Origin of the sequence: Candidatus Poriferisodalis sp. (assembly GCF_965204125.1) — a bacterium.
Classification (GTDB): domain Bacteria; phylum Actinomycetota; class Acidimicrobiia; order Acidimicrobiales; family Poriferisodalaceae; genus Poriferisodalis.
Window position 1 is genome coordinate 2,138,713 of sequence record NZ_OZ241968.1, and the last position, 23,271, is coordinate 2,161,983.

The window sequence follows — 23,271 nt, forward strand, 5'->3', positions numbered from 1 at the left end:
TCAACGCCGACGCCAACCTGCGTACGCTACTCGTGTCCAGCAGAATATGGACTGGTGGCAGGCAGCGATCCACCGCGCTGTAAGTCGATAGACCCTGCCCATTTGCGATGCGTCGATGAGGGGGATGGTTCAATCAGCACGATTGCTATCGGTCAAGACTGCTCGCCCTGTGCAGCAGGATTCGTCAGGGCGCTGCGTCTGCAATCGGGTGGACAGAAAGCCATGGAGTGCGTCCCCGACTGTGGCGACGGTGAAGTCGAGAACCATGATGGCACCGGTTGCAATCAAGTCACTTGCACGCCTGATGATGTCGGTAACGCCCGCGTGCATGCGCCCAACGGAGATTGTGTGCCGCCTTGTACCGATAAGCAAACGATGCAATTTAGTGGCACATGCACCACGCGAGGTGGCAATGAGGTCCCATCCGATATCGAAGCTCACCTCGGTACTGGGTTGGCTGCATCCATTTGCCAAATGGTTGAGTCCGGGCGCACGTCAAGTGAAACATTAGGACGGGGTTCTGGATGGTACAAGATCACGGCTCGAGCTGGTCTGGACGCATTGGCGGTGTACTGTCTGCCAGGCGCGACGAGCATCTGGAGTTACTTGCAAGATGGCGAAGTAACCGTAGATACGGTCATCGAAATCGGGGCCGAGGTCGTCGTCGATACTCTGTGTGGCTTGGCGTCGAAAGGCGTCATCAGAGCAGTCCGAGTTGGTTCTGCCGTAACTCCGACCGGCTTAGCAATCAACGCTGGCGTTATCATCGTTTGCACCGACGTGGTTAATGATTTCCTGTACTACTTTATCGATGCTGGAGTGCCCACGAGCGAAGACTGTGTGAAGGTGATGCCGCCACCGAGTCCGCTCATGTTGACTGGGATTGGAGCACTGCCGTATTGGGACTGCCCAGCAGACGACGTGGTAGCGATAGGATCGATTCCCGACGTGTCGCTCAAGAATGGAGCATCTACGAACATTGACTTGTCGAAGTATTTTCTCGGTGTGCAGAGCTATGCCGTACGGGTGTATACGAAGCACCTAGGATCGGGTGAGTTGCGTAACGGACTGCTCGGCAGCAGTGGCCTAGACCAGATTAGTGGCAGCATCACTGGCGATACCTTGACGATTACAGCTGGATCATCACGAGCCTTTGCACTGACTTTAGAAATCACAGACGCCGCGAGCGGTGCCACACAATTGGTGAAAGTTCTCATCGGAGGCTCAGGCGGCGACGGAGCTGATCAGGATTATCCCCACTACACGGGGAGCGCGGACGCCGCCGGGCAAGGCGATGATGCTTCCTCGGATAGCGCCGGGTCGCCGCCGAAAGTGAGCATCACTGGTGGTAGCGGCGTCACTGAGGGCAAGAAGGTGACTTTCACGGTTTCGGCATCGCCAGCTCCCTCAACACCGCTGACAGTGGATGTGTCGGTGACGTCGTCGGGTGATTTCGGCGTGGTGACGGGGTCGCGCCAAGTGGTCATTGCAACGTCCGGCACTGGCTCGCTGACGATCACGACTGCCGATGACAGCACTGATGAGTCAGATGGCACGGTGACGGTCACGGTTGCCAGTGGCACCGGTTACACGGTGCCCGAGACGAGGAAGTCGGCTTCGGTGGCGGTGTCCGATGACGACAACCCATCAGCGGCGCAGCCGTCGGTCAGCGTCAGCGGCGGCAGCGGGGTCACTGAAGGGGCTACCGCTACTTTCACGGTGACGGCGTCACCGGCACCGAGCGCTGCGAAAGAGGTGAATGTCAGCGTGTCGTCAGTCGGCGGATATGCGGCTGCCGGTACGCGGACGGTGACGATCCCCACTTCTGGCTCGGCGACGTTGAGTGTCGCTACGATCGCGGACAGCGTTGACGAAGCGGACGGTTCAGTCACCGTTACCGTGACGGCCGGTACTGGCTACACGGTTGGATCCTCGAATACTGCGACCGTTGCTGTCCGTGATGATGATGAAACGACGTCACCGGTGGTGCCTCAGGAGGACGTTGCGGATGTGTCTTTCGTTGCACCGTCTGGGGGGACGTCCGCGTCATTGAACGGTCGAGGGGCGTTTCTGGCGCGAGTTAAGTTCGCGCCGGGGTCGCCGGTTGTTCCATTGCGCTTGCCGGGGGCGTGCGGCACGGTGGGTTCGGTGACATACCGGCTAGAGAACTTCATCAACGGGGAGCCGTTGGGTGACGGATTGGTCTTCGATGCTGCGACGCGGACGATTTCAGGTACGCCGACGGCATCGTTGAACGGCGTGTACAAGCTGATTGTCACCGATTCGGGCGGCACAGCGGGTGCCAGAGCCAACAAAGCAGAGTTCGTGTTCCGACTGGCGATCCAGCCCAACCATTCCGCATCTACGAACACGTCGGTGGACTGCACCAGCCCGACGCCCGGCAACTAGATGTAATGTCCAGCGAGGTTGTTGACGCGGGACTGTCAGATTTCTTGTGAGTGGCTGTGGTGGTTTTCTTCCTTATGCGAATAGCTGGCTGTACGCCAGTCATTGACTATGCAGAGTGAGGCGAGTGGCCGGCGAACGGAGCGTTCAGGCGCGGAAGCACCTGCTACGTCGAGGTCATCTTCGTTGCGCGGGACCGCCGGTGGGCTATCGCTGATCGGCACCATTGCGTTGGTTGGGTTTTGGCGCCGGTTGTCGCCGGCAGTGCAAGATGCGCTTGGCCTGTCGAGACCGATGTATCTGCTGTTCACCGTCGTCGCCGGGTCGGCGATTGTTGGCGGAGCGCTCGGCGCGAGGGCAATACGACAGAGACGTATGCGGCAGCGAGAACAGTAGACAGCGCTTGCCTTCTCGTGCCGTCGGGGACCCGTCTCGCAGCGGAGCCAGTCAAACATGCAACACGCAGATGCAGTCCCGATCAGTCGCCGTCGACGATGGCTTTGACGCCCTCGACCACGCGCTGCATGTTGGCCCGCAGCACGTCGCGGCGCCGGTTCAGCACGCGCTGCTCCTTGGCGGGATCGCGCAGGGCCATGGGCACTGTGCCGTTGTTCTCCTGACCGATGAGCATCGAGAACCGCAGCCGGCTGCCGCCGCCTTGCTCGGCCAGGTCGAACCGCCACACCGCGCCCGGGTTCTCGGTGTCGGTGACGCGCCACTCGAATGCCGTGCGCTCGTCCCATGCGGTCACGATGCAGTCGGTCTGCCAGTCGAACACGTCGGGGATGGAGTTGCGGCCCCGGAACGTCGAGCCCACACCCGGATCGCCCTCGGAGGTCCACTCCGCTCCCAGGAATTCCTCGGAGAACTGCGCCGGCATGCCGATGTCGGTGATGACGTCCCAGACCGCACGGGGCCGGGCGTCGGTGTCGATCTCGGCCACCACGCCCTGACCGTCGGCCACCCGGGCGGTGCCGTCGTCGCTGGGCCGCTGGCGGGTGAAGCCCCACTGGTCGAAGTAGGTGATCTCGCTCGCCGGCCGGCGGGGCGCCGGCAAGAAGTCGGTTCCCTTGGTATAGGCCACCGGGAAGCACACCAGCGTGGTGAGGCCCGGCGGCATGCCCAGCAGCTCGGCCACCTCGTCGGACTTGTTGTTGAGCATCGTGGCGTACGCGGTGCCCAGGCCCCGGGAGCGCAGCGCCAGGTTGAAGCTCCACGCCGAGGGGATGGCGCTGTCGAACAGCCCCGGCCGGCCGCTGTCGTCGTGGATGCCCCAGATCGCCAGCATCACGAGCGCCGGGGCCTTCGCGTAGTTCTCCACGAGGTAGGCGCTGGAGCTGACGATGTGCTCCTTGGGGTGGCCGGTTCCGTCGAGTCGCCCCCGGGCGTTGATGAAGATGGTGCCCACCTCGGCGTAGAGCTCGCCGAGCCGGTCCTTGAGGTCTTGGTCGCGGATCACGATCCAGCGGCGGCTCGCATCGTTGCCGCCCGTGGGGGCCTGCTCCGCGAGGTCGATGCACTCGAAGATGAGCTCGTCGCTGACCCAGCGGTCAAAGTCGAGCCGCTTGCGCACGGCCCGGGTGGTGGTGAGCAGGCGATCCACCTGGTCGAGGTCGAAACCGGCCTCGGAGGTGCGTTCCCCGGAATCAGAATTCTGCATTTCGGTACCCTAAGTCGCCGCTGCACGGCGGTGCCGAGCCCCCGTATCCCGTGGCCGAACCCGAGGAGGGCGCAGTGCAGTTGACCGACGAGCAGCAGCAGATCCGCGACGTGGCCAGGGCGTTCGCGCAGCGCGAGATCGCGCCCCACGCTGCTGAGTGGGACCGCGCCGGCGGAGCGCCCCGCGAGCTCTACAGCAAGATGGCCGAGGTCGGGCTCATGGGGATGATGGTCGACCCCTGCTGGGGCGGCGCCGGCGCCGACTTCGTGTCGTACGCGCTGGCCATCGAGGAGATCTCCGCAGCCGACGGCGGCATCAGCAACATGATGGCGGCGAACAACTCGCCGGTGGCGGTAGCGATCCAGCAGTCGGGCACCGACCAGCAGCGGCGCGACTACCTCACCAAGCTCACCAGCGGCGAGTGGCTGGGCTGCATCCACCTCACCGAGCCCCACACGGGCTCGGACGCCGCGGCCATCCGCACCCGGGCCGCCCCCGACGGCGACGAGTACGTGCTGAACGGCCACAAGGCGTTCATCACCGCAGGCTCGAGCGCCGATGTGGCGATGATCGTGGCGGTGACCGATCCGGGAGCCGGCAAGCGGGGCATGACCACGTTCATCACGCCCACCGATAACCCCGGCTACCACGTGATCGCCAAGGAAAGCAAGCTCGGCCACCGCACCAACGACACCTGCCAGGTGGTTTTCGAGGACATGCGGGTGCCTGCCAGCGACGTGCTCGGCGAGATCGGGCGTGGGCTCGGCATTGCGCTGGGCAACCTGTCGCTCGGCCGCATCGGCGTCGCGGCCCAGGCCACCGGCGGCGCACGGGCCGCGCTGAAAGCGGCACATGCCTATGCCCAGGAGCGCGAGACGTTCGGGCGCCCCATCGTGGAGCACCAGGCCATCTCGTTCACGCTCGCCGAGATGGCCACGCAGATCGAAGCGGCACGCCAGCTCTACCTGCACGCAGCGCAGATGCGCGATCAGGGCCTCGAATGCGCCCGCGAGGCCTCCATGGCGAAGCTGTTCGCGTCGGAGATGGCCGAGCGGGTGGCGTCGAAGGCCATCCAGATCCACGGCGGCTACGGCTTCCTCAACGACTACCCGGTGGAGAAGATCTACCGCGACGTGCGGGTGTACCAGATCTACGAGGGCACCTCAGAGGTCCAGAAGCTACTGATCAGCCGCATGCTCGACGGCGTCGAGGGCTAGCAGCTGAGCCCCGGGCCCGAGCGGCCCGTGAGCGCAGCGAACAAGAGCGGGAAGAAATGTGCGGCAGTTACTCGATGCCGAGCTGACGCCCGCCCCGCCAGGCGTCGGCCACGTCGCACATGCGGGTGTAGCTCACGCCTAAGTCGGTCATCTGCTCGATCCAGCGCTCCATCTCGTACAGGCGCCCGCCCCGGCCGATCGCCTGCGGGTGGAACGTGACGGTGCACACGCCGTGCTGCACCTCGCTGGTCATCCACTTCACATCCGACAGGAACGTGTCGAACATGGTGCCGGGGTTCTCCAGCCCGGTCAGGATCGTGTTCTTGAACGTCACGAACTCGAGGTGGACGTAGTCGTCGAGGTGCCAGCTGAATGGCAGCTCCACGAGGTCGACCTGCTCGCCGAACTCCATCGGCCCGTCCAGCGGGAACTGGTCGCCGGTGCGCAGCCAGTACGGCGCGTAGTCGTGGCCCATCAGCGACGAGTCGTAGCTGAGGCCGTATTCCATCAGCAGGTCGATGGTCCACGGGTTGATGTCTCCCGAGGGTGCCCGGTAGCCCTTCGGCGGAGCGCCGGTGAGCGACTCGATCTGCGCGAAGGTGCGCTCGAGGATGGCTCGCTCCTCGTCCTCGCTGAGCCGGGGGTTGTACTCATGGGCGTAGCCGTGCAGCCCCACCTCGCAGCCGGCGTCGACCACCATGCGGGCGGCGTCGGGGTAGGTGTCGATGGAGTGGCCCGGGATGAAGAACGTGCTCGGGATGTCGTGGCGGGCGAGCAGCTTGAGGATCCTCGGCACGGCCACGGCACCGAACTCGCCGCGTGAGATGGGCGTCGGCGTGGTCTGGCGGCGGGCTATCCACAGCGACGGTCCGTCGAAGTCGAAGGTCAGGCAGACGTACCCCGCCGGATTGTCGGGTATCGCCCCGTTGCTTGCACCGTTGTCCATCGTGATTCCCCCTTCGTGGTGCCACCGCAGCGGCCGCTCACGCTTGCCGTTCTAGCCCAACCAGCCCGACCGTGGCGCAGCAGGCGGCTGCCATAGGCTCGGCCGGCGTATGCGAAAGCTGATCTGCGCAGCGGTCGCCGTGAGCGTGCTCGCCGCGGCCTGCTCGACCTCGGCGGACCCGGACGATGGCTCTGCACCGACTGAGCCTCCAGCGACGTCGTCGACCTTGGCGGCCGATTCGGCAGACAGCGCCGCGGCCACCGAGCCCGCCGCTGACGACATGGGACCGCCCGACACCACGCCTTCCGACACGGCACCGCCGCCGACCACCCAGCCGTTCTTTCCGGGCACCGAGGACGGTCGGCCGTTCCTGGAGCTGACGCTGACCGAGAAGATCCACGAGTTCCTGGAGCTGCCGAACACCGCATTCGCCGCGAACATCGCCGGCGAGATGGGCCTGACCGGCGACCAGCGGTGGGTGCCCTGGGTCATGGACATCATGCGCACCGCCGGTTCTCGCAACGTCTCCGATACGTCGATGGGGGCGCTGGAGCGGCTGACGGGCATCGAGAGCTCAGGCGACTTCAACACCGACTACGTGCGCTACGGCTCGTGGTACCGCACCAACGGCATCGATCCCGGCGAGGGCTACGAGACCTTCAAGAGCGAGCTGTACGCCTACCTCGACTTCCGATTCGGGGACATGCTCGCCCAGGTCACCGACCGGGTCACGCTCGGCGCGATCCAGTTCGGCGGGGTGCGCCGGGGCGGCATTCCGGAGCTGAACAACCCTGAACGGCTCACCCCTGCCCAAGCCGACTTCATGACCGATGAGGAATTGGTGCTGGGCGTGGTGATCGGCGCCGAAGCCGGGGCGTACCCGGTGCGGTTCCTGGCACGCCACGAGCTGGCGAACGACGTGGTCGGCGGTGTGCCGGTGGCGCTCGGCTACTGCACCCTGTGCCTCACAGCGCTCATGTTCGACCGGCGGCTGCCCAACGGCGACGTGCTGTCGTTCCAGACATCGGGCCTGCTGATGGACTCGAACAAGATCATGATCGACAACGAGACCGAGAGCCTGTGGAACCATCTCTCGGGCACCGCGTTCGCCGGCGCGCTAGCCGGCACGAAGCTGGAGCAGTTCCCGGTGGCCACGACGCGCTGGTCAGATTGGCTGGCCGATCACCCTGGCACGTTCACGCTCGATACGCCCCCGCCCACGTACTTCCCCGAGATGCCCGAGCGTCCGCCGATCACCTACGACTACACGCCGGGCGCGGCGTACCGCACGTACTACTCCAGCGAGGATCTGTGGTTCCCCACCTTCGAGACGCCCGACGTGTTCGAACTGAAGGAGGAAGTCGTCACGGTGGACCGCGGCGGTCACACGTTGGCGTTGGGATTGGCCGCGCTTGAGCAGGAAGGTCCCTTCGTCTACGTGCTGGGCGGTGAACCGCTGGTGATCGTGCCGAACCAAGGCGGCGCCAGGGTGTACAGCGCCGCCGAGGTGGCCGGCGTGCCAGCCGAGGCGTGGCGCCACGGAGCAGCCGTGGAGGTGGCGCCCGGGGGAGTGCTGCACGACGAGCTGCGCGTCAACGGCGTGGACGGCCGCACGGGCGTCGACGTCAGGCTGCCGCGCATCGTGTCGTCGCAGTCGTTCTGGTTCGCCTGGTACGGCCTACACCCCGACACCGAGATCTGGCCCCCCGCCGAGGGGCGCTAGCGGCCCAATCTGGGGCGGTGGGTATGCTGACCCTTCGCATCTCAACCAGCCCCCATCGTCTAGCGGCCAAGGACACCACCCTCTCAAGGTGGCGGCACGGGTTCGAATCCCGTTGGGGGTGCGCCATGTCCGCTCGATTCGGGCGGCTCGGCGGGCGTCGGCCCGGCTGAGCTTCCTGCGAGCCAGGCACCGCTGCCGGTGTGCCGAGGGAGCAGCCCGAGATGAGCGATGGGCAGGAGTCGCATTGGTCCCGGCATCTGCCGGCGGGTGGCAGTGCTGCCGAGGTTGATCTGTTTGTGGGGGGCACGCTGCCGGCGGTCTGGCTGGACCGCTGGTCGTCCGATCCGCAGCGGGCCGAGGTGTGGGATGCGCATGACGGCTGGGTGACCGGCGCCGGGCTGCTGAAGCGCGCCCAAGAGGTTGCCGAGCGCTTGACGGGTGCGGGCATCGCCGCAGGCGACCGCGTGCTGATGAGCGGTCCGAGTTCGTCTCGTTTGGTTGCGGCGCATGCGGCCCTGCTGGGGATGGGAGCGGTGGTGGTGCCGCTGAACGGTGCCTACCGGGCCGATGAGGTGCGCGGCGTGGTGGACGACTGCCGTCCCGCAGCGGCATTGATGGAAGGCGTCGGCACTCCCGGGGAGTGGGTGGAGTGGATCGCCGAAGCCGATCCATCAGTGCTGGTCAGCGACTTCGACGCCGCCAATTTGCTCGCGGCTCGCGCAGACGCCACAGGCAGCGCTGATGCAGTAGTTCCCGGCGGCGGTGCCGAACCCCATGAAGGGTCTCGATTCGATCTGTTGGCGTTCGCGCGTCAGCGCCGGCCTGATGAGCCGGCACTGATCGGGTACACGTCGGGCACGACCGGTCGGCCCAAGGGTGCGGTGCTCAGCCATGCGAACCTGCTGTCCTCGGTACGGGCGCTGGAGCTGGCGTGGCGCTGGACGCCCGACGACGTGCTCGTGCTGGCGCTGCCGCTGTTCCACATGCACGGGCTGGGCGTGGGGCTGCACGGCACGCTCACCGTGGGCGCTCGGGCCGTTCTGCAGCCCACGTTCGAGCCCGATGCCGTCTTCGATGCGATTCAAGAGCACCGAGCGACCATGTTCTTCGGCGTGCCCACCATGTACTCCCGGCTGGTGGCGTCGCCGCGGGCTGCCGAGCTGTCTGCGCTGCGGCTGTGCGCGTCGGGTTCGGCACCCATGCCCGCGGAGTTGCACGACGCCGTGCGGGAAGCCAGCGGGCAGCACGTCATCGAGCGCTACGGCATGACCGAGACCGTCATGCTCGTGTCGAACCCGCACGACGAGCCTCGCCGTGCCGGCACGGTGGGCTTCCCGCTGCCCGGCGTGGAAGTGCGCCTTGAAGCGCTTGACGTCGGCGACGGCGGCTCCGCGACGGCTGACGACGCAGCGGCGGCTCGTCCCGACACCACGGCTGGCGACGGCGCGGAGGCCGATGGCGCTGCGGAGATCCTGGTGCGGGGACCCAACGTGTTCTCCGGCTACTGGGAGCGCCCTGCCGACAACGCAGCGTCGTTCAGCGACGGCTGGTTCCGCACCGGCGATCTCGGCCAGTGGGACGACGGCTACCTGCGCATCGTCGGTCGTGCCAAAGAGCTCATCATCTGCGGCGGCTTCAACGTGTACCCCCGCGAGGTTGAGGAAGTCGTCGCCTCGCACCCCGATGTCGTGGAATGCGCGGTCGGCGGCGAGCCCGACCCCGAGTGGGGCGAGGTGGTGGTGGCCTATGTGGTCGCAGAACGCGACTTCGACCACGACGAGCTGAAGGACTTCGTGGGCGAACGCCTCGCCTTCTACAAGCGGCCCCGCCGCACCCACCGCATCGCAGCGCTGCCCCGAAACGCCCTCGGCAAGGTCCAGCGCCAGATGCTGGGCCGGTAGACGAAGCCGAAGCCCGAGCGGCCGGTGAACCCCATCGCGTGCGAACGGGCCACATGAACGAGAAGCACGAAGTGCATCAGCGCAATGCGTTCTCTGCTGACGGCGCAATCTGACACCCTTGAGTGCGGCATGTTTGAGCTTCATGAGGTGCAGCGGGCAGTCCCGCTGCCAAGCCGATATGCGGCCCCCGCATCGCTCGACGAGGCGGCTGAGCTGCTCTCGTTGCACGGCGCCGCGGCGCGGCTGATCGCCGGCGGCACCGACCTCATGCTTGAGCTCTCCCGCGGAGCCCGCTCGGGCGTGGAACTGCTGGTGGACATCTCGGGACTGGCGGGTCTCGACCGGATCTCCTACGACGGCGGGCGGGCCACGCTCGGGCCGCTCGTGACCCATGCCGACGTGATCGCTTCGGCGCCGATGCGCACGGCCGGCCTGCCGCTAGCGCAGGCGTGCCTAGAGGTGGGCTCGCCGCCGCTGCGCAACCGGGCCACCGTGGTCGGCAACATCGTCACGGCCAGCCCGGCCAACGACACCATCTCGGCGCTCGTGGCGCTTGACGCTGCAGTCACTATGACCTCGGTGCGCGGCGAGCGAACAGTTCCGATCAACGAGTTCTTTGCCGGCTTCCGTCAGACCGTGCTCGAGCCCGACGAGATCGTCACCGCAATCGGCTTCGATGCCCTCGACGGGTCGAGCCGGGCCGATGGCCGGCGCGGCGTTTTCGTGAAGCTCGGCTTGCGGAGGGCGCAGGCCATCTCGGTGGTGCATGCCGCCGCGGTTGTGGAGCTTGACGGCGGCCGAGTGGCTGATCTCGTAGTTGCACTCGGAAGCGTCGCGCCCACCATCATCACCGTGCCCGACGCGGCCGAGCTTGCCGCCGGTCGGGGGCTGGCTGAGGCCCACGCCGACATCACGGCTGCTGCATGCCGGGCGGCAACGCCCATCGACGACATCCGCGGCAGCGCCGAGTACCGCGCGCACACCGTCGGCGTCGTAGTGGACCGAGCGATCACGGCACTGGCCAGCAACACCGAAGCCGACCGCTGGCCCCGCCGAGCGCCACGGCTGGCGTTGACAGCGAGCGCGGCTGATGCCGGACCGGCATCGACGGCGTTGGCCGAGCCCCGCGACACCGTCACCGCCACGGTGAACGGCGTGCGGCGCAGCGCAGCAGGTGCCGCCGGCAAGACGCTCATGGACTGGCTGCGCGACGATCTCGGGCTGACCGGCACCAAGGAGGGCTGCGCCGAAGGCGAGTGCGGCGCCTGCACGGTGCATCTCGACGGCGCCGCCGTGTTCTCTTGCCTGGTGCCTGCAGGCCGAGCAGACGGGGCCAACATCACCACGGTCGAGGGCGTGGCTTCGCCGGCTGGCGACCTGCATCCGTTCCAGGAGGCCATGGTCGACACCGGCGGTGCCCAGTGCGGGTTTTGCACGCCGGGCTTCGTGATGAGCGCCGTGGCGTTACTCGACGAGATTGCGGAGCCCACGCCCGAAGAGATCACCGTCGGCCTGTCGGGCAACCTATGCCGCTGCACCGGCTACTGCTCGATCATCGAAGCAGTGCAGTCCGCTTCGAGTGACGCAGCAGCCGTGCACGCCGCCGGGGATTCGTCGTGAGGGAGGGCGCCGCTCCCGGCGAGACCGGTGCGGTCATCGAGCTGGAGATGCCGCCAGCCACGGCGGGCGGTACTGGCCAATCGCCGCCGCGTGCCGACGGTCCTGCCAAGGTCGCCGGGCTGGCCGGCTACCCGGCGGACCGCATTCCCGCCGATGCGCTGTGGGCCTTCGCAGTGTTCACCGACCAGCCCCATGCCCGGCTGCGACACCTCGACCTCAGTCCCGCCGAACAGTCACCGGGCGTCGTCGCGGTGCTCGGCTCTGCCGACGTGCCCTGCAACGAGTATGGGTTGACCAAGTTCGACCAGCCCGTCTTCATCGGTCTCGACCACACGGGCCGAAGTCCAGTGCCCTGCGACGTGTCTCGCTGGGAGGCCGACCACTTGGCGCTGATCGTCGCCGAGAGCCTCGACCAAGCGCGTGCCGCCGCGACCGCCATCGAGGTCGAGTGGGAGCCGCTGCCGGTCGTGGCCGACCTGGATGCGGCGCTGGCGCCCGACGCGCCGCTCGTGCACCCCTACGAGGGCATCGGGTCCAACCTGTACGAATCGATGCGCACCCGCAAGGGCGACCTCGATGCCGGCTGGGCCGCCGCCGCCGTGACGGTCGAGGCCACCTACGAGGTGCCCTACCAGGAACACGCCTACCTGCAGCCCGAAGCGGGCACGTCATGGGTGGACGCCGAGGGCATCGTCAATGTCGAGATCGCTGGCCAGTGGGTGCACGAGGACCGTGAGCAGATCGCCCACGCGCTCGACCTGCCCGAAGAGCACATCCGGGTGCGCTACCCGGCCATCGGCGGCGCCTTCGGCGGGCGCGAGGACACGTCGATGCAGATCATCCTGGCGCTGGCCGCCGCCCGGCTGGCCGAACGGGGCATCGACCGGCCGGTGGCCATGCAGTGGTCGCGTGAGGAGTCGATCGTCGGCCATCACAAGCGGCACCGTGGGCGCATCTGGGCCCGCTGGGGCGCCGACCGCGACGGCAAGATCACCGCAGCGCAAGCCGAAGCCTGGCTGGATGCGGGCGCCTACAACTACACCTCCAACAAGGTGATGGGCAACCTGCACCTGGGCCTCGGCGGGCCCTATGAGCTGCCCAACGCCGCCATCGACACCCATGTCGTGTACACCAACGCCACGCCCGGGGGAGCGTTCCGGGGCTTCGGCGCTCCGCAGGCGGCCTTTGCCGTGGAATGCCAGGTGAACAAGCTGGCCGAGGCACTGGGCATGGACCCCATCGACATCCGCCGTGTCAACACCCTGCGCGAGGGTTCGCCGAGCATCGCCCACACGCCGATGCCGGCCGGCGTGACGATGCCCGAGGTGATCGAGGCCTGCGCCCACGCCGCAGCGCTACCGGCCCGCTCGGGCAGCGTCGACCCAGGCAGCGACGCTGGCAGTCCAGAGTCCGACGACCAGATGCCCGACAAAGCGGCGTTGTTCAGCCCGTTCGTTTCGCTGCCGGCGCGGCCGTCGTCGCTGCGCCGCGGCCGCGGCTTCGCCTGCGCATTCAAGAACGTCGGGTTCTCCTTCGGCTTTCCCGAGCGCTGCGAGGCCACGATCGTGCTGCATGGCGAGCCAGACGACGAGCTGCCGGCATCGGTCGAGCTGGCCCACGCCGGTGCTGATGTCGGCCAGGGCGCGCATACCGCGTTCTTGCAGATGGCTGCCGAGGCGACCGGCGTCGACCCGTCCAGGGTCGTGGGGCGCTTCAGTGACACCGGTACGTCGGGCGACTCGGGGTCGGCGTCGGCGTCGCGTCTGACGTGGATGGCGGGCAACTCGATCCTGGGTGCCGCCGAGGAAGCCGAGAAGGCATGGCGCGAGGGCGCCCGGCCGGCCATCGGGCACTTCCGCTTCACGCCCCCGCCGACCACCGAGCTCGACCCCGAGACCGGCGAGGGCACCCCGAACTTCACCTACGGCTATGTCGCCCAGCACGTCGAGCTGACCGTCGACATCGACACCGGCCACATCCGCATCGACCGGGTGATCAGCGCCAACGACGTGGGCCGGGCGATCAACCCGCGCTTCGTGGTCGGCCAGATCGAGGGCGCAGTGGCCCAAGCCCACGGCCACGTGCTCAGCGAGCATCTGCGCAGCCGGGACGGTCGCTTGCTGAACCCAAGGTTCAGCACCTACCTGATCCCGGGCATCGGCGACATTCCCGTCACAACGGAAAGCGTGGTGCTGGAGTTGGCCGACCCGCTGGGTCCCTTCGGTGCCCGCGGCATGGCCGAGATGGGCGTCATTCCCTACGCACCGGCCGTGGCCGCAGCGCTCGCTGACGCAACCGGTGTCTGGATGGACGACTTCCCCCTGACGCCGGAGCGGGTCTGGGCGGCGCTCCGATCCGCCGGCGTCAACGGCTGACACCCCAGTCTCCGACGCTCCGACTCCGGCCCTGAAACTCATCGGGGCGCCCGATTGCGCAGTCCTACACTCCCGAGCGTGGCAGCGAGACCACGCCCGGACGCGACCGAGCGCGTGATGGAGCTGATGATGTACCTGCTGGCTCGCGACGTGCCCCAGACGCGTGAGGAGATTTGGCGCGACACCGGGCTGTATGCGCCCGACGGCATTACCGACAAGCGCCAGCTGGACAGCGCACGCGCCTCGTTCGAGCGTGACAAGGCGCTGATCCGAAACCTCGGCGTACGGATCACCGAGGCGATCACCCACGACGGCGCCACCGCTTACACGATCCGGCGCCAGGACTACTTCCTGCCTGACCTGCAGTTGACCGCCGACGAGCAGCTCGCCTTGCGTTTCGCTGCCGCTCGGGTGGACATCGGCGAGACCTGGGATCTCGAAGCCGTCGCCAAGCTCACGAGCACCGAGACCGCTCCGGCCGGCGAGGGTGGGGCGGCAACGGGAGGCGGAGCGGAGGGTGAAGGCGCTGTCGGCGCGGAAAGCGGATCGCTGTCGGCGGACGTGGCGCTGGAGACGGCCGCCGCGCAGCAGACCGCCGGGTCGCTGCTGCCGAAGCTGGCCGCCGCGTCTGCCGAGCGAGCCGTGGTCCGTTTCGCGTATGGGGGGCGGCGTCGCGACGCGCAGCCGCTCGGCCTGCTGTGCCGGGCCGGCTATTGGTATCTGGCCGCACGCGAAGACGACGTGGTGAAGACGTTCCGGGTGGATCGCATGGAGAGCGACGCGGAGGTGGGGGAGCGCGAGGCATTCGCCCGCGCCGATGTCGACGTCGCAGCGCTGCTGCCGAGCGAGCCGATGGAGATCGACTTCGGCGACGACTTCGAAGCCCGGGTGCGGATCGACGCCACCATGGCGCAGCAGCCCACGGCCGAACGAGGCCGCGTCGTCGAGCGGCATGACGACGGTTCGGTGACGGTGACGGTTCGAGTGCGCAACCGGGCCGCATTTCGGGTGTGGTTGCTGGACATGGGCCGCCACGCCGTCGTGGAATCGCCGACGGAGCTGGTAGGCGAGATCACGTCGTGGCTGCGAGAGTTGGCAGGCGAGGCTGGGGACGCAGACCGGTGAGGGGGCCCAGCACATCGGCGAAGATCGAGCGCCTGCTGGCCATCGTTCCGTGGGTGGTGGAGCGGGGCGGTGCCACGGTGGGCGACATCGCCGAGCGATTCGAGCTGCGGCCGACCGCCGTGTACGACCTGCTGCTCGCGGCCATGTGCTACGAGGTGGCCGGCGCAAGCGCGTATGAGAATCTGGGCATCGTCGTGTTCGGCGGCGACGACGCCGCCGGCGAGGCGTGGGTGCATGTCGAGCCGGGAGCGATGCTGGACCGGCCGCTCAACCTGTCGGTGCCGCAGGCGTTCGGGATCCTGGTGGCCGGGCAGTCGGCGCTGGCCATGCGCGGCGCCGACCGCTCGGGTGCGCTGGCGACCGCGCTCGACAAGCTGCGTGCGGCGTACGGCGAGCGAGTACGGGTGTCGGTGGAGCTGCCGCTGCCGCGCTCTCTGCCGACGCTGCGGGAGGCCGTGCGCGCCGGCACCACCGTGAGCATCCACTACTACACGCCCAACACCGACGCCGTCAGCGAGCGTCGAGTGGACCCGCTGGACGTCTCGCTGGCCGACGGCCACTGGTACCTGCGGGGCTGGTGCCACCTGCGGCAGGACCTGCGCTCGTTCCGGGTCGACCGCATCGAGGACTGCAGCGACACCGGCGAGCTGCATGGCCGTCCGGCCGAGCCCCGCGAGGCGTCAAGCAACTCGGCTGAGCCGCGCGAGGCGCCAGGCGATCCAGCCCAGCTTGGTGCCGTTGCGCCAGCCGAGTCCGACGAGACGACCGATGTGGTGCTGTCGATTCCCCGCAGCGACCTGTGGCAAGTGGAGGCATACCCATCACGGGAGGTGCGCGACGACGGCGACCGGTGCATCGTGACGTACGCGATCCGCAGTCCGCTCGTGCTCAGCCAGATGCTGCTGCGCCTCGGCGCCGAGACGCACGTCGTGAACGCGGCGGAACTGCCGCCCGAACTGGCCGAGGCGGGCAGTGCCGCCGCTGCGTCGATCCTGGCGCTCTACGCGACCTGACGCCGCCGGCTCAGTCGACCAGATCCACGACCAGCCCGTAGTGGTCGGAAGGCACCACGCCGTCCACCGACTCAGTGCCGAGCAGCCGAACGCTCGTGATGTTGCCCCCCGGAACCGGGCGCGGTGTCGACACGAACACGTAATCGATGCGCCGATTCGGCCACATGGCTTGGTGCAGGTAGGGGTTCTGGCCGCTCCATGTGAAGCCTGGGCCGTCGCCCGCCTGCGCCCACGCGTCGCTCCAGACCAGCCCGGAGACTGGCGGCGGGCGTTCGCCGGTCAGCAACCGGATCTCCTCGGAGCTCGGGACGGCGTTGAAGTCGCCTGCCATCACGATCGGGAACCCCTCGGGATCGTGATGGGGCGCTGCCAACTCGCACAGCGTGGCCACCTGTGCCTGGCGGATCTCGCTGAGATGGAAGCGGTGCTCGAGGTGCGTGCAGATGACCGTCATCTCGCCGTCGCCGCGGGCGATCCGGGCCACGACTGCCGTCCGGTGCCCAGACTGCTGGCCCTCGGGCGACGCGGGGTCGCCGACCGCCAGCGAGTGGGAGCTGGATTCGATGATCGCTGTGCGGCTCAGAATCGCGTTGCTGAACGACAGTCCTCGCCGCCCGAAGCGCGGGTGGTGTGCCACGTTCATGCCCAGCGTCTCGCCGAGCAGGTCGGCCTGGTTCGCGCCGTCACGCTCGGCCCAGATCTCCTGGCAGCACACGATGTCGGCGTCGAGTGCGGCGAGGGTGGCGGCGATGGCCCCGTGGCGGGCCTCCCAGTTGTCGCCGAAGCGCCACCACAGGTTCCAGGTCACGATGCGCACGGCGTCACCGTAACGGCCGCCGCCACGGTCGGGCCGACTGAACGGTGCCGGGGTCTGGCGGCGTATCGTCTGCGCCGATGACTGCCGCATTGAACGCCGAACAGGCCACCGACCAGATCTACCTGCGCGACGCGTACCAGCAGAGCGCCGAGGCGACCGTGGTCGCCGTGCGAGACGACGCCGTAGCGCTTGATCAAACCGTCTTCTACGCCACCGGCGGCGGCCAGCCCCACGACACCGGCACGCTCGCCGATCAGGGCGGCAACACCTGGCAGGTGCACAACGTCCGCAAGGAAGGTGACCTCATCTGGCACTGGGTCGACGGCCAGCCTCCGCCGGAGGGAACCGCAGTCACCGGCACGGTCGACTGGGAGCGCCGCCTGCGGCTCATGCGCACGCACACCGCTCTGCATATCTTGTGCGGGGTCATCTGGAACGAGTGGGGCGTGCTGGTGACCGGCGGGAACATGGAACCGCTGGCCGCGCGCATGGACTTCGAGTTCAGCCCGCTGCCCGAGGGCTTCGCGACGCGGGTCACCGAGCTGGTGAACGCCGAGATCGCCGCGGATCGGCCCATCGCGGTGAGCTTCCTGGAACGCTCAGTGGCGCTGGCCGATCCCGAACTGATCCGCACGAAGGTCAACCTGATCCCCGAGTGGGTGACTGACATACGGGTGGTGGACATCGTGGGGCTCGACCGCCAAGCCGACGGGGGCACCCATGTGGCGTCCACGGGCGCCGTGGGCCGCTTCGAGATCACCAAGACTGAATCGAAGGGCAAGGGCAACAAGCGCGTCCGCATGGTGCTCCACGACGCTTAGCGGCTGCCCGCTCTTGGCGAGCGCGCGTCTGTTCGGTACCTTGGAACAAATGACTCCCCGGGAGCCGCTGGGCGCAACGCGCCTGGCCACGCCCTCCGCTCGCCGCACGGCGACGTCGCGATTCGGCGCTTCCCGACGCGAGGGCCACGATGCGTCGGCCTTCTACGCCCGCTTCACCCCGCCCGTCCTGTCCGATGACGACACGGTGGCTCGCGGGCCTGACTTCGATGCCGAGCTTGCTGAGCGCATCGGCGACGGCTGCTTCTGCGGCGACGCCCGGCAGATGACAGCGCTTCCAGATGCCTCTGTGGCGCTGGTGGTCACCTCACCGCCGTACTTCGTCGGCAAGTCGTACGAAGATGCCATCGCCGCCGGCACCGACAGCCGCATCCCCACCAGCTATTTCGACTACCTCGACATGCTGCGCGACGTGTTCGCCGAGTGCGTGCGGGTGCTTGAGCCGGGTGGACGCATGGCCGTCAACGTGGCGAACCTCGGCCGCAAGCCCTACCGCAGTCTGTCCGGCGACGTGGCCCGGATCTTCGAGGAGCTCGGCCTGCTGCTGCGTGGCGAGATCGTGTGGCAGAAGAGCAAGGGCTCGAGCGGGTCGTGCGCGTGGGGATCGTTCCGCAGCCCGTCCAACCCGACCCTGCGTGACACCACGGAGCGCATCGTGATCGCCAGCAAGGGCCGCTTCGATCGGGCGCGCTCGGCCGCTCAGCGCGAGGAGGAGGGACTGCCGCACCGCAGCAGCCTGTCCACCGATGAGTTCATGGAAGCCACGCTCGACGTGTGGGACATGGGGCCCGAGAGCGCGCAGCGGGTGCGGCACCCGGCGCCGTTCCCGCTGGAGCTGCCCCGGCGCCTGATCGACCTGTACACCTACGAGGACGACCTGGTGCTCGACCCGTTCATGGGCTCGGGCACCACGCTGGTGGCGAGCGTGCTGTGCGGCAGGCGGCCGGTGGGCTACGACCTGAACCCCGATTACGTGGACTTGGCCCGCGCACGCGTCGCTGCGGCAGCCTCGGCTCCGCCCGACACGCCACCCAACAGCAATCAGCCACCGTTGTTCGAGTTGAGCACTGCCGCGCCGAAGGCAATTGCGGACGCGATGACAGCCGACGCGTTTGTACGTCAAGCGGTGGATGCCGGTCGCAAGGCTCACGACATCGCCGGCGAACTGCTCGAAGGAGCGGGATTCGAGATCGTGCGCAGCCCCGCCACGGTGCGCGGTTCTGGTGTGAAGTTCAGCTTCCTGGTGGCCGACCGTGCGAAAGGCGAATGGTGGGTTGACGTGGCGGGAGCGTTCACCACGGTGCGCCCGGGACTGCTGCGCGCCGAAACGCTGTGGAAGGCACTCGGGCGCGCATCCGTGCTGGCCTCGGCCCAGCCCGGCGCACGCTTGCTGCTGCTGACGCCGCACCTGCCCCGTGTGGGTGCCGAGGGCGACCGTGCGCTGCGCACGCTCGGACCAACTGCGGTCTTCGACGTCATCGAGCTGTTCGACGAGGCTGACGTGGCCAGGCTCGCGAGCTATGCCGATGGAACTGCGACCCTGCTCGCCGGCTTCTGGGACGACGGCGAGATTGACACCGCGCCCTAGCGAAGCTCAGACGCTGTCGATGCGCTTGAACAGCTCTGCGTAGGCGAGCCCGGCCTGTTGGCCGCTGGCCGCTGCCACTGCATCCACCCAGTCGGCAAAGCGCTGTACTTGGTTGGGATCGTCAGGATCGGTGATGTCGTGGGTGGTCACGAATTGGGTGCGGTGGCAGAGCAGCGCAGCGGTCTTGGCCGCAGTCCAGCCCTCGACGTTCTCCGCGTGGTCGGGCTCGTCGGCTTCGAACAGAAGCAGCTCGTCGGGGCGGTGCGGCGGCAGGCCCTGCTCAGGGAAGAAGAACGGGTCGCGTGCTGCTACCACGCCCTCGACTGCCAGCAGTCCGGCGTGGCGATGATCGGGATGGAGCCGGTAGCGCTTCCAGGGGTCGTGGCCCAGAATCACGGCGGGCCGAAGCTCCCGGATGACCTGCGCGAGCTGCGCACGGGTCGCGAGGTCGCTGTCGAGCTCGCCGTCGACGTGGCCGCCGAAGCGCACCTCGCCCGTGGCGCCCAATGCTGCGGCGGCGGCCCGCTGCTCGTCCTGGCGGGTTCGCACCAGCGCTGTCTGGTCGCACTCAGGGTCCCACGTGCCCTTCGAACCGTCAGTGCAGATGAAGTGGTGCACGATGGCGCCGGCAGCCGCCCACTTGGCCAGCGTCGCTCCGCAATCGAACTCGGCATCATCAGGGTGCGCGGCAATCACCAGTGCCGACGCCGGCACCGCCAAGTCAATCGAGAAGCCGGTGTCAGCGGTCATCGCTGGTCGTCGGCATCGGCGAGGTATGCCGCGAGATCGTCGGGTGTGTCGATGTCGAATTCCAGCGCTGCGACCCGCCGTACCTGCAAGTCGAGCCCGCAGCGCCGCGCTTCGTCGCAATGAGCACTGAACGAGTCAGGCCCGTAGTGAAGCTCGAAGCCGGTGCCCAACGGCAGCGCCATCACGTTGGTGCCGTCGAGGTGCCGGTCGGGCACGATCGTCACAGCGCCCGGCTCGGCCAGTCCTTCGAGGGTTTCGGCCCGGGGCAGATCACCGTGGGCGATCACGACGTGCTGCGGCCAGCGGCCATCGGATGCGGCGTCGCTGCCGGTCGAGTGTCGCCAGGGCGGTGATTCGTCTGGCGTTGCGGCCGACAATCGCTCGAGGGCAGCTGTGAGGGCGCCATTCAGTCCCCGCACTTCAATGCGGAGCGGATGGGCCCCCACTGAATGAGCCCATTCGGCCACCTCGTCGTTGTCGCACACCACGAGCGCTGGCATGCCACCGGCGGCTTGCACGACCCGCGAGGCCATGGAACGAGCCAACTCGGCCCGCTCACCGGCAGGAAGCTGCGGGGCGAGCCGGCCCTTGGCCAGCTCGAAGTCCTTCACGGGGATCAGCACCACCGCTTCGATGTCGCCGCGATCAGTCACCCGCGGCGAGTGTATGGGCACGCTTGGATCTGACGGCAGGGCAGGTGCCGGCAACAGGCTGCGTCGTCCGACGACGGATCCGGCTCGGCCGGCGGGCCCCGGTTTGCTAGGACATGACGGTGCTGACTGAGCCTCCCGATGAGTGGGTGCGACCGTGGTGGGCCGAGCGCCAGCTCGACTCGAGAACGGCTGCGTATGCACCGGAGCCCAGCAGGGTCCGCTACTGGCTCGACGCTCATCAGGTCGTGGACACCGTGCTGGCGAACACGGTGGGCCGCTCATGGACGACCATCGGCATGCCGGAGACGTTCGACCGGGCCGCAGTGGATCCCCGGGGGTTGGTGGTGCTTGGAGGCTGGTCGCTGGACTGGTGGGTGCGCGCCGGCGAGGAGTGGGTATTCCCGTCGCGGGCGGCTGCGGTGCGGCAGCGCTTGGTGGACGGGATGCCGGTGGTCGAGACCGTGCTGCGCGTCGGCGGCGGCGATGTGGTGCATCGGGTTGCGGCGGCCCGGGGCGCTTCCGTCCAGCTCGCTGACGCTGAACGGCACGTCAGGCGGCAGCGAGGTCCGCGGACGACTGGAGACCGCACGAGCGCTATTCCCGAAGTGTTCGTGGTGGAGATCACCAATCGCACGCCTGCGCCCGTGGCGGTTGCGCTCGCTGCACGGCCGTACCACTTGGGTGCGTTCCAGCATGAGGACGACCAGATCTGGGAGTGGTCGAACGCGTGGGGCATCGACGAGATCACCGTTGACGGCCGGGTGATGACGCTCGACGATGACGATCGCCATACGGTGAACCGTGCGGCTGTGATCTTCGATCGCGCACCGGGTGACGCAGTAGTCGGCAGTCACGGGGCTGATTGCGCCGCCGTGCTGGTGGAAGCCGGCGAACAGGCCGCGACGGGACAGCCGAGTTCAGTATCGGTCAGCATCGGGGGTAGCACGTCGCTCGAGGACGCAGCATCGACGCCGCGATCCGAGCCCGCATCGATGCCGCAGCCAGAGCGGCCTCAGGTTTCGGAGCGGTGCCCGCAGCACCTGGCCAATGCAGCGGCGATCTTCCCGCTGGTTGCGGGAGCGACGCTGCGCGCCGCCATTGTCGAGCGAGGCTCAGCCTTCGAATGGGACGACGCCGGCAGCCCCGCACTCGGCGCCGCTGTTCTCGACGCGGTGCCCGCCGTGGATCGGGTGGCCAATGGCTGGCGCCTGCGTGTCGACGCGGGCTGCCGTCTCCAACTGCCTGGCGGTCGACTGGCCGACGCTGCGCTCTCGGCACGCTCGGCGCAGCTGCTCTCGACGGCGCCCTGCGATGACGGTCCCGGCGTCGTGGGCCCGATGCTTGCCCCGGCGGTGCACACCGATGCGCAGTTCGCTGGCGACGATCTGGTGCAGCTGCTGATGCTCGTCGAATCTGGCATGCCTCAGCAAGCGCGGGATCTTCTGCTGCGCCAGGCCCAGGCGCAGGATTATTCGGGCGAGACCAGCAGCATGGGACTCTCGGTGACCGGTACCACGCTGGTGCTGGCCGAGCACTTGCTTTCGCTGCATCCCGACCTGGAGCTTGCGGAGGGCATCTCGGAATTCGTGACGGCAGCGGCACGATGGCTGCTGACACGCGAAGCAGAGCGCCGCGAGGAGGCATGGACGATCCGGGAGGGACTGCGAGCCAGCCACCGGCTGCTGCTGCGGCTCGGCGCTGAACGTGCGGCGATTGCCTTGCAGCGCGAGGCGATGTCCCTGCCCGAGGCACTGCGCGTGGACGTGGCTGGCTCAGCGGGCTCGCGTGCCAGCCGCCGAGGACGCCGCCGCGCTGGCCCGCATGCTGCCGACGGCGGTGCCGACCCAAAGGAAGCCACGTCGTTCTACCGCGATGGATTGGGACGCTCGCCGTGGGAGGCGTCGTGGGACGAGATGCCCGCACCACCGAGCCAGCGTTGGGAATGGCTGTCGCATGACACCGGGCTGTGGATCCATGCCGCGGTGCCGTGGGCGCCGCCGTTGCCGTTCGTGGGGGCCGAGCCGGCCGAGGGCACGCCTGCGGACTTCGTGGCCGACACGGCAGCGTCGTGCGGTCACGACCTGGTGGCCACCGCGCTGCTGGCCTTCGCCGAGGCTCGACCGGCACCCAGGCGCGCTTTCGAGCGCCTCGAGACGCTCGTCTCGGCGGCGTCGCCGACGCTGAACTGGCCGACCTACATGCACCCGACGCTGCGCACGGGCACCAACGGGACGGGGCACGACTTGGTGGTGGGCGGCCTGTTCGTGCGGACACTGCTGCGACTGCTGGTCGACGTGCCCGACAACGGTGCTGCCAGCCGCGGGGGAGCAGGCCGCGAATCACCCAGCCTGCGGCTGGCGGCGCAGTGGCCGGCGGCCTGGCTGGGCCAGCCGGTCGAGGTGCACAGCGTGCCGACGCGCATCGGCGCTGTGTCGTGGGCGGTGCGCTGGCACGGCGAGCGGCCGGCGCTGCTGTGGGAAGTTGCGCCGCACGATCCGGACGGCGACCCGCCCGCAGTCAAGGCGCCTGGGCTGGACCCGGCGTTCGCGGCAACGGGCTGGCAGGGCGAGACGCTCCTCGCACCCCCGCGCGCGCCCTAACCGGTTTTCCGACCGGCACAGGGTCGGCAACTAGGTTC

General features: G+C 68.2%; 16 protein-coding genes and 1 tRNA gene. 12 read left to right on the plus strand and 5 right to left on the minus strand.

Annotated features, from left to right (window positions below; translation table 11 throughout):
• The first annotated feature begins 54 nt into the window (after positions 1-54).
• Positions 55-2,409, plus strand: a complete 2,355-nt coding sequence (locus ACOGXD_RS10015; RefSeq protein WP_419914702.1) for a putative Ig domain-containing protein — start codon at positions 55-57, stop codon at positions 2,407-2,409.
• Positions 2,410-2,884: 475 nt separating this feature from the next.
• Here ACOGXD_RS10015 and ACOGXD_RS10020 read toward each other — a convergent pair whose 3' ends face one another.
• On the minus strand, positions 2,885-4,066 hold the full coding sequence (locus ACOGXD_RS10020) for a nitroreductase family protein (RefSeq protein ID WP_419914704.1): 1,182 nt from the start codon (positions 4,064-4,066) through the stop codon (positions 2,885-2,887).
• A 74-nt stretch (positions 4,067-4,140) separates the two neighbouring features.
• Between ACOGXD_RS10020 and ACOGXD_RS10025 the strand changes: the two genes are divergently transcribed.
• Complete coding sequence (locus tag ACOGXD_RS10025) at positions 4,141-5,283, plus strand: acyl-CoA dehydrogenase family protein (protein WP_419914706.1); 1,143 nt, start codon at positions 4,141-4,143, stop codon at positions 5,281-5,283.
• Between the two features lie 67 nt (positions 5,284-5,350).
• Here the strand turns inward: ACOGXD_RS10025 and ACOGXD_RS10030 are convergent, their stop codons facing one another.
• Entirely contained in the window at positions 5,351-6,229 is an 879-nt protein-coding gene (locus tag ACOGXD_RS10030; RefSeq protein WP_419914708.1) for a polysaccharide deacetylase family protein, read from the minus strand.
• Positions 6,230-6,338: 109 nt separating this feature from the next.
• On the opposite strand from ACOGXD_RS10030, the gene ACOGXD_RS10035 reads away from it, so the two are divergent.
• From ACOGXD_RS10035 to ACOGXD_RS10065, 7 genes are all read left to right on the plus strand, one after another.
• Positions 6,339-7,952: a DUF3179 domain-containing (seleno)protein gene (locus ACOGXD_RS10035; RefSeq protein WP_419914710.1), complete on the plus strand. Its 1,614-nt coding sequence runs from the start codon at positions 6,339-6,341 to the stop codon at positions 7,950-7,952.
• A 48-nt stretch (positions 7,953-8,000) separates the two neighbouring features.
• Positions 8,001-8,073 (plus strand) — tRNA-Glu (locus tag ACOGXD_RS10040).
• A 100-nt stretch (positions 8,074-8,173) separates the two neighbouring features.
• Positions 8,174-9,853 carry an AMP-binding protein gene (locus ACOGXD_RS10045; RefSeq protein WP_419914712.1) on the plus strand — a complete coding sequence of 560 codons (1,680 nt, stop codon included), beginning with the start codon at positions 8,174-8,176 and terminating at the stop codon, positions 9,851-9,853.
• 129 nt (positions 9,854-9,982) lie between these two features.
• The gene (locus ACOGXD_RS10050; protein WP_419914714.1) at positions 9,983-11,473 is read left to right on the plus strand and encodes an FAD binding domain-containing protein; all 1,491 of its coding nucleotides are present in this window, start codon (positions 9,983-9,985) and stop codon (positions 11,471-11,473) included.
• Positions 11,470-13,848, plus strand: coding sequence for a xanthine dehydrogenase family protein molybdopterin-binding subunit (locus ACOGXD_RS10055; protein ID WP_419914716.1), 2,379 nt, complete (start codon positions 11,470-11,472; stop codon positions 13,846-13,848). Before ACOGXD_RS10050 ends, ACOGXD_RS10055 begins: the two co-directional genes overlap by 4 nt.
• A 78-nt stretch (positions 13,849-13,926) precedes the next feature.
• The gene (locus ACOGXD_RS10060) at positions 13,927-14,973 is read left to right on the plus strand and encodes a helix-turn-helix transcriptional regulator (RefSeq protein ID WP_419914718.1); all 1,047 of its coding nucleotides are present in this window, start codon (positions 13,927-13,929) and stop codon (positions 14,971-14,973) included.
• Positions 14,970-15,986: a helix-turn-helix transcriptional regulator gene (locus ACOGXD_RS10065; RefSeq protein WP_419914720.1), complete on the plus strand. Its 1,017-nt coding sequence runs from the start codon at positions 14,970-14,972 to the stop codon at positions 15,984-15,986. The genes ACOGXD_RS10060 and ACOGXD_RS10065 overlap by 4 nt, the downstream gene beginning before the upstream one ends.
• Before the next feature lie 10 nt (positions 15,987-15,996).
• On the opposite strand, the gene ACOGXD_RS10070 is transcribed toward ACOGXD_RS10065, so the two are convergent.
• The gene (locus tag ACOGXD_RS10070) at positions 15,997-16,803 is read right to left on the minus strand and encodes an endonuclease/exonuclease/phosphatase family protein (RefSeq protein WP_419914722.1); all 807 of its coding nucleotides are present in this window, start codon (positions 16,801-16,803) and stop codon (positions 15,997-15,999) included.
• A 77-nt stretch (positions 16,804-16,880) separates the two neighbouring features.
• Between ACOGXD_RS10070 and ACOGXD_RS10075 the strand changes: the two genes are divergently transcribed.
• Both ACOGXD_RS10075 and ACOGXD_RS10080 read left to right on the plus strand, forming a co-directional pair.
• The gene (locus tag ACOGXD_RS10075) at positions 16,881-17,624 is read left to right on the plus strand and encodes an alanyl-tRNA editing protein (protein WP_419914724.1); all 744 of its coding nucleotides are present in this window, start codon (positions 16,881-16,883) and stop codon (positions 17,622-17,624) included.
• 49 nt (positions 17,625-17,673) lie between these two features.
• Positions 17,674-19,230, plus strand: a complete 1,557-nt coding sequence (locus tag ACOGXD_RS10080; RefSeq protein WP_419914726.1) for a DNA-methyltransferase — start codon at positions 17,674-17,676, stop codon at positions 19,228-19,230.
• A 6-nt stretch (positions 19,231-19,236) separates the two neighbouring features.
• Here the strand turns inward: ACOGXD_RS10080 and ACOGXD_RS10085 are convergent, their stop codons facing one another.
• Both ACOGXD_RS10085 and ACOGXD_RS10090 read right to left on the minus strand, forming a co-directional pair.
• Positions 19,237-19,980, minus strand: coding sequence for a PIG-L deacetylase family protein (locus ACOGXD_RS10085; RefSeq protein ID WP_419914728.1), 744 nt, complete (start codon positions 19,978-19,980; stop codon positions 19,237-19,239).
• On the minus strand, positions 19,977-20,633 hold the full coding sequence (locus ACOGXD_RS10090) for a hypothetical protein (RefSeq protein WP_419914730.1): 657 nt from the start codon (positions 20,631-20,633) through the stop codon (positions 19,977-19,979). Before ACOGXD_RS10090 ends, ACOGXD_RS10085 begins: the two co-directional genes overlap by 4 nt.
• Positions 20,634-20,752: 119 nt before the next feature.
• Between ACOGXD_RS10090 and ACOGXD_RS10095 the strand changes: the two genes are divergently transcribed.
• A complete protein-coding gene (locus ACOGXD_RS10095) occupies positions 20,753-23,233 on the plus strand; it encodes a hypothetical protein (protein WP_419914732.1) in 2,481 nt (826 codons plus the stop codon).
• Positions 23,234-23,271 lie beyond the last annotated feature (38 nt).